At 25.1% G+C, this 6724-nt stretch carries 5 protein-coding genes; 1 reads left to right on the top strand and 4 read right to left on the bottom strand.

The window, feature by feature from the left end; all coding sequences use genetic code 11:
• From BN1173_RS01065 to BN1173_RS01055, 3 genes are all read right to left on the bottom strand, one after another.
• Positions 1-1672: tetratricopeptide repeat protein (locus BN1173_RS01065; RefSeq protein ID WP_246040020.1), on the bottom strand; the 1672-nt coding region annotated here is incomplete at its 3' end.
• A 49-nt stretch (positions 1673-1721) separates the two neighbouring features.
• Positions 1722-2915: a BB_0208 family protein gene (locus tag BN1173_RS01060; protein ID WP_425456541.1), complete on the bottom strand. Its 1194-nt coding sequence runs from the start codon at positions 2913-2915 to the stop codon at positions 1722-1724.
• 534 nt (positions 2916-3449) lie between these two features.
• A complete protein-coding gene (locus tag BN1173_RS01055; protein ID WP_014696091.1) occupies positions 3450-4280 on the bottom strand; it encodes a sugar phosphate nucleotidyltransferase in 831 nt (276 codons plus the stop codon).
• 85 nt (positions 4281-4365) lie between these two features.
• On the opposite strand from BN1173_RS01055, the gene rsmD reads away from it, so the two are divergent.
• A complete protein-coding gene (gene rsmD / locus BN1173_RS01050; RefSeq protein ID WP_040236016.1) occupies positions 4366-4911 on the top strand; it encodes a 16S rRNA (guanine(966)-N(2))-methyltransferase RsmD in 546 nt (181 codons plus the stop codon).
• A 4-nt stretch (positions 4912-4915) separates the two neighbouring features.
• On the opposite strand, the gene BN1173_RS01045 is transcribed toward rsmD, so the two are convergent.
• Positions 4916-6454 (bottom strand): HD-GYP domain-containing protein, encoded by a 1539-nt coding sequence (locus BN1173_RS01045; protein WP_040236013.1) that lies wholly within the window; start codon positions 6452-6454, stop codon positions 4916-4918.
• Between the last annotated feature and the right edge of the window lie 270 nt (positions 6455-6724).

Raw genomic sequence — 6724 nt, 5'->3', positions numbered from 1 at the left:
TTTTTATGTTGTTGATTGTTGGATTGATTTGATTTTGTGAATTTTGATGTTGCTGAGGTTTTTGAGTAGGAGTTATTTCTTTTTTGTGTTGTTGATTGTTGGGTTGATTTAGATTTTGTGAATTTTGATGTTGCTGAGGTTTTTGAGTAGGAGTTATTTCTTTTTTATGTTGTTGATTATTGTGTTGATTTAGATTTTGTGAATTTTGATGTTGCTGAGGTTTTTGAGTAGGAGTTATTTCTTTTTTGTGTTGTTGATTATTGTGTTGATTTAGATTTTGTGAATTTTGATGTTGCTGAGGTTTTTGAGTAGGAGTCATTTCTTTTTTGTGTTGTTGATTGTTGTGTTGATTTAGATTTTGTGAATTTTGATGTTGCTGAGGTTTTTGAGTAGGAGTTATTTCTTTTTTGTGTTGTTGATTATTGTGTTGATTTAGATTTTGTGAATTTTGATGTTGCTGAGGTTTTTGAGTAGGAGTTATTTCTTTTTTATGTTGTTGATTGTTGTGTTGATTTAGATTTTGTGAATTTTGATGTTGCTGAGGTTTTTGAGTAGGAGTTATTTCTTTTTTGTGTTGTTGATTATTGTGTTGATTTAGATTTTGTGAATTTTGATGTTGCTGAGGTTTTTGAGTAGGAGTTATTTCTTTTTTATGTTGTTGATTGTTGGATTGATTTAGATTTTGTGAATTTTGATGTTGCTGAGGTTTTTGAGTAGGAGTTATTTCTTTTTTATGTTGTTGATTGTTGTGTTGATTTAGATTTTGTGAATTTTGATGTTGCTGAGGTTTTTGAGTAGGAGTTATTTCTTTTTTATGTTGTTGATTGTTGGATTGATTTAGATTTTGTGAATTTTGATGTTGCTGAGGTTTTTGAGTAGGAGTTATTTCTTTTTTATGTTGTTGATTATTGTGTTGATTTAGATTTTGTGAATTTTGATGTTGCTGAGAGTTTGAAGACTGTTTTTCAGTGCCAAACTCTTGTTTATTTTCATATTTTTGCGTATTTTCCTGTTCTTTTGGTTTTCCTTTGGCAATGTGTTCTTCGCTTCTATTTTGTAAAGTTTTATCGAGTTTTTCTAGATCAGCTTTTTTATTTCTTAAAAGGTCTATCATATGTAGAATGGCATTTTTTTTTGAGCTTTCATATCTTAGTGTAATAAATTGAGAGTAATCATGAATTGCCATGGTGTATGAATCCCACGCATTTTTATAATCTTTTTCTTTAAAATTAATTTTTCCTTGTTCAACATAAGAATTTGCTCTATTGAGGAGTGCCTTATCATAGTTGGGCATATTTTTGATAGAGCTAGAATAATATCTTATTGCTAAGTTATAATAACCTTTACCTCGTTTAAACATTATGTTTCCCAGTTCAAAATATAACTTGTAATCAATATTTCCCCCTATTGCAATTCCGTCAAGAAGGGCACCTTCTGCTTCTGTTAATTGATTGTTTTCTCTATAAGCTATTGCTAGGAAGTAGTATCCGTCTTGTTCTTTTGGATGTTTTTGAATGGCTTCACTTAAGATTTTTATTGCTTGTGAATAATTTTTATTTTTTATTTCTTCTTGTCCAAGTTTAATTAGTCTTTGAGAATATGCTAAGCTTGAATTTAGTAATAAAATAAGCAAGACAATCAAATTTTTAAGCAATAATAAACATTTCTTCATATCTTCTATATGTATTATTTTATTACTTTCAAGTAAATATTTCTATATTTTATAGTGTCTTGAAACCAAATTTATTTTGTTCTTGGGTTAGAAATGTAATGAAGTTTATTATTTCTTCTTTTTGTTTAGGTGATATTTTTTGTTCTTCTTTCAATGTATCTAGCTTGTAATAGCAAACAATATAATATATGGCTGGTAATAATGATATTTTTTTGTGAAATTCTTCTGGTTGAAATAGTAATTCTAGTTTAATATTTTTGTTTAGTATTTTAAATACTCTTGTTCTTATAGTTAGTGATTTTACAAAAATATATGATTTGCAGTAATTGAATTTATGAGGACTTGTTTTTTGCATTTGGATTATTTCTTGAGGGATTGTGATTTTATTTGAATCAAGGTATAGCATTATTTCTGATATAAATTCAAAATGTTTTTTATCAATATTGGGATAAAAAGATAGGAAATATACAAATATTTGATTTTGAATTTCAAAATTTTTATTTTTGAAAAATTGTTTTATGTCTTTTTCTGTTTGTATTTTATCATTTTTATCTGCATATATATAAAATGAAATCCATCCATATGTATCTATTTTTGTGATATGTTTTTTAATATAATTTATCACGTTAATTAAAAATATTCTTCGTAGGTTTTTATTTTGAAATATTTTTGAGCTTTCATATGGATTGAAATTCATTTTTTCAAATGATATGAAAAATTCTTCTGCTTGAAATTTTGCGGTAATCATGTCTTCTATATTTGTATTAAGGTTTAGTAATTTATGTGTATCAATATATTCAATTGTAGAAATGAAATCTTTCCATTCATGTGGTACTTTATCTTTAAAAAACCATTTTAGATATTGTTTTATTGCTGTTTTTTCAAGTGAAAATAAATATGTTTTGAAAGTGTTTTGAAAATCTTTTGGAGTATATCTTGTAAATTCACTGAAGAAATAATTGAAATTAGAATTTTTATTTGATCCTTTATAAAAAATTTCATTAAGACTAAATGTTTTGATTGTTTTTAAGTATTTTAAAATTTCATCGTATTTTAAAGTTAAAACTTCATCTATTATATATTTATAATTTTTTGTTAAAATTTTATTAAAAAGTGATTTAGACAGACATCCTACTGGCCAGTAAGTTAAAATAAGTAGCTTTTTTAATTTAGTTACTCTGTTTTGTTTTTGGCTTAAACTTGATTTAAATAATCTTTGAAATGATAAGTTATCTTTAAGTATGTGTTTAATTTTTTCTTTGTTTCTATATTTTACCGCTATTAGTATGTCTATTGTTCTTTTTGACTTTAATATTATTAGCTATAGAAAAATTTAGTATAGCTAATTTGTACTACTATAAGATAAAAGTGAATCTTCTGTGTATTGCTTATTATTGTATATTTCAATTATTTTTAAAAAATTGCTTGAATTTAATTTATATGTTATTCCAGGTCTTTTGCTAATAAGATTAGTTTCTTTTTTTATTTGAGGTAAATTTTTTTGTTTAATGATTTCTAATATCCAGTTTTTTAAATTATTGTCTTGTGCTTTTTCGTAATAATATTCTTCAAGTGTGATGTTTAATATATTTTTTTTATTTCTAAAATAAAAAATTCTAACAAAGAGAATTATAACTTCTTTTTGTTAGTTTGTAGTAATTATTGATAAGATACTATATTTTAAAATTTTTTCTTCTAAATGTTTTATTTTATGTCAAAGTTTTTTTAGTATTTCAAGATTATCATAAAAATTTTGAAATTTTGTTGTTATTGTCATTTAATTCCTTAATGAATTGTTGATGATTTGGAGTAATTTATCATCTTGTTTTGCAATTTTGATTATTGTTTCTAAATAACCTTCAATATCACCTATATCAAGTCTTTCTCCTTCAATTTTTTTGTATAATACTTTGTTTTCAATCATTAGTTTCTTTAATGCATAAATATGGTGATATTCTCCTTTTTGGTGAAATTTAAAACCTTCTTCTAAAAATTTAAAAAATTCATTGGTATATAAGAATCTTCCTATAGATGCTTTATTGCTTGGTTCGTGACCAATTGCTGGTTTTTCTACTATGTTTTTTACATGAATATTATCTTGATTTAATTCTATTACTCCGTATCTATTGATATTTTTGGGATTTTCGATAACGGATAATATATTTTTACCAGTTTTTTTATATAGTTCTATTAATTGTGCTGTTAAGGGTGGTGATCCGATATGTAGATCATCGGGGTATGCAACTATTACGCTTTCATTGCCTATCCAAGGCTTTGCATGAAGTAATGCATGCCCTGTGCCCATCATTGTATTTTGTCTTATAAAACAAATGTTAATGTCTTTAAGTTTAATTTGTTCTAAAAAATCTTTTTGGCATTCTTTGATGAATGTATGTTCAAGTTCAACTTCTCTGTCAAAGTAATTATCCAAAACTTTTTTTCTTCTTGAAGTTATTATGAGTATTTCTTTAATTCCAGAATTAATAAATTCTTCAATAATATAATCAATTGATGGTTTATTTAAAATTGGTAACATTTCTTTTGGAATAGTTTTTGTTATGGGTAAAAATCTTGTGCCATATCCTGCTGCTAATATAATACCTTTCATATTTTATCTCTCTTAAACAAAATTATATCAAAATTTGGTTTATATATATTTAATATTTTTGAAAAATGATTTAAAATGCATCCTGATGCGTGTAAGTTCAGGGAAATATAAGGGATGGAAAGTTGCTTGTCCTAGAGTAGGTTATGTACGGCCTGTGATGGCTATTATTAGGGAAGCATTTTTTTCTATTTTGTTTAATCAGATTTTGGGAATAAATTTTCTTGATGTATTTACTGGGACTGGAATAATGTCTCTTGAGGCTTTAAGTAGAGGAGCTAGTCTTGTACATCTTGTTGATTATAATAAATTTTCTAAAAATGTTTTGATTAAAAATTTTGATATTGTAAATGAACCTTATAAATTTTTTTTTACAAAAGCAGAATTCTTTCTTGCAAAGAGAGATCTTTTTTATGATTTAATTTATCTTGATCCTCCCTTTGACTATCCTTTGAAAAAAAATTTACTTGAAATAATCTCAAAAAATAAAAGTTTAAATAAAAATGCCAAAATTATTATTCATTATCCTGCTAGAGAAAATTTGGATAATAATATTTTAAGACTTTCAAAATATGATTTTAGAAAATATGGAGGCTCAAGACTTGATTTTTTTGAAGTTAATCTTGATATATAAATTGTTAATTCTGGATAGAATCTAAGAGTGGAAATTGTTCACTTTTAAGTTCTTCAATATTATGTCTTAATTCAAATTTATCAGTGTTTTTAAATGGGCTTTTTTTAATTTCTCCATTTTGTCCTTTTATTATTATTTCTCTGGATTCTAGGTTTAGTAGTATATCTCCAATTTTATATGATTTGTCTTTTTGTTTTATTATGGATAAAATAGGCAAAATATCCATTGTATATTTAAAAACAACAGCTTTAAATATAGGTTCATTGCAATTTTTTGTGTGTACATTTATTATCGTTCCATAGTCAAATGGTGCAAGTATTTTTAAAAAATTTTTTAGCATTTTTATGTCAAATTTTTTATTTCGTAAATATTCGTCTGGTTTATCTTTATCCCAATAGTATTTTGCGCTGTTTTGAGTTAAAAATTCAATTGCTTCTAATGGATTAACGGGTTCTTTAATTATTATTGGATTAATCATTTCATCATAAGTATCTATTATGCAAAAAATTCTGATAAGTTCATGTGTGAATTTTTTTGTTGTTTCTGTGTGATTTTTGTTATTAAGGTAATTTTTTTGTCCATTAATTATCATTTTTGTAATAGCAGAAATATCATCTCTCATTCTAAATAAATTTTTAGAAATATTAATACTTTTCTCTAAAAATTCTATTTTAGAGAAAAGTTGTTTTTCTGTATCGTTTTGTTTAATACTAATTTTGTTTCTTATTTTTTGTAGTATTGTGGTATGCATAAGTCCAATTGGGTGTAACAGTACTCCAAATGCAGCTTGTATTATAATATCATTATCGTAAAAAAATTCTGTAAATTCTGTATAGTGTGATTTGTCAATAAAAAATTTTGATGTTGATCTTGGTGCATTTTTTGCTGCTCGCTCTTTATTTAATTGTGCAATAGTGAATAAAAAATAAATTGTCGTATCAATTGCATGTATTAATATGGAGTCACCTTCTGTTTGTACTTGTTCTCTAAAAAATTCATAATCTCTTCTGATTGACTGCAAATTTAGTTTTTTTATTGTTTGATGATGGAGATTATCTTGATCTATGATTTTTTGAAAATCAAAATAATCATAGATCGTTGATAATATTTTTTGAATAGAGATTATTTTATGTCTTGGTAAAATTTTAAAACTACCTTCAATAATTTCTTTATTATAGATGGAATCAGGTTCTCTTTCCATTAGTGTATTTAAATTAATTGTTGTTTTTTTCCCTGAAATTGTGAATATTTTATCTTTTTCTGAGAATGGCTTATATATATCTTTTGATGCTTCTATTAGTTCTTCTTTTAAAAAATTTAATTTGTTGTTTAAAAGTTCTTTATTAATTGTATTGACTAATGTTTCATGTGAGATATTTTCATAATTGTTTATAACTGGGATATGTGAAACATTTCCTTTTTTTAAAAATGTTATGATTTTTTCATTTACCTTTGTACTTAATTTAGTTAAGTTTCCAATATTTGAAAATATTATATCCTTTTCTGTTAAGTCTTCTATTTTTTTTATTTCTTTGAGAATCATTGAAATCCTCTTAAAGTTTTAAGCATTGTCGTACAGGACAATTACATTTGCGAGATAAGGGTTTGTCTTATGTTCTGTTAATTTAGATAAGGTAATGTTTTGTAACATAATTTTATGTAGCTTTTTAATAGCCGAATTTAAAGCTTCTCCTTATTCCTTTATTTGCAAACATGATTGCATGACAAAGCCTTTCATTCGTATTGCCGCCAGGGAGAATCGAACTCCCGACACAAGGATTTTCAGTCCTTTGCTCTGCCAACTGAGCTATAG

This window comes from Borrelia crocidurae (assembly GCF_000825665.2).
GTDB lineage: Bacteria > Spirochaetota > Spirochaetia > Borreliales > Borreliaceae > Borrelia > Borrelia duttonii.
Note: the sequence above shows the minus strand (reverse complement) of the source record. Positions and strands in the feature narration are given on the sequence as shown.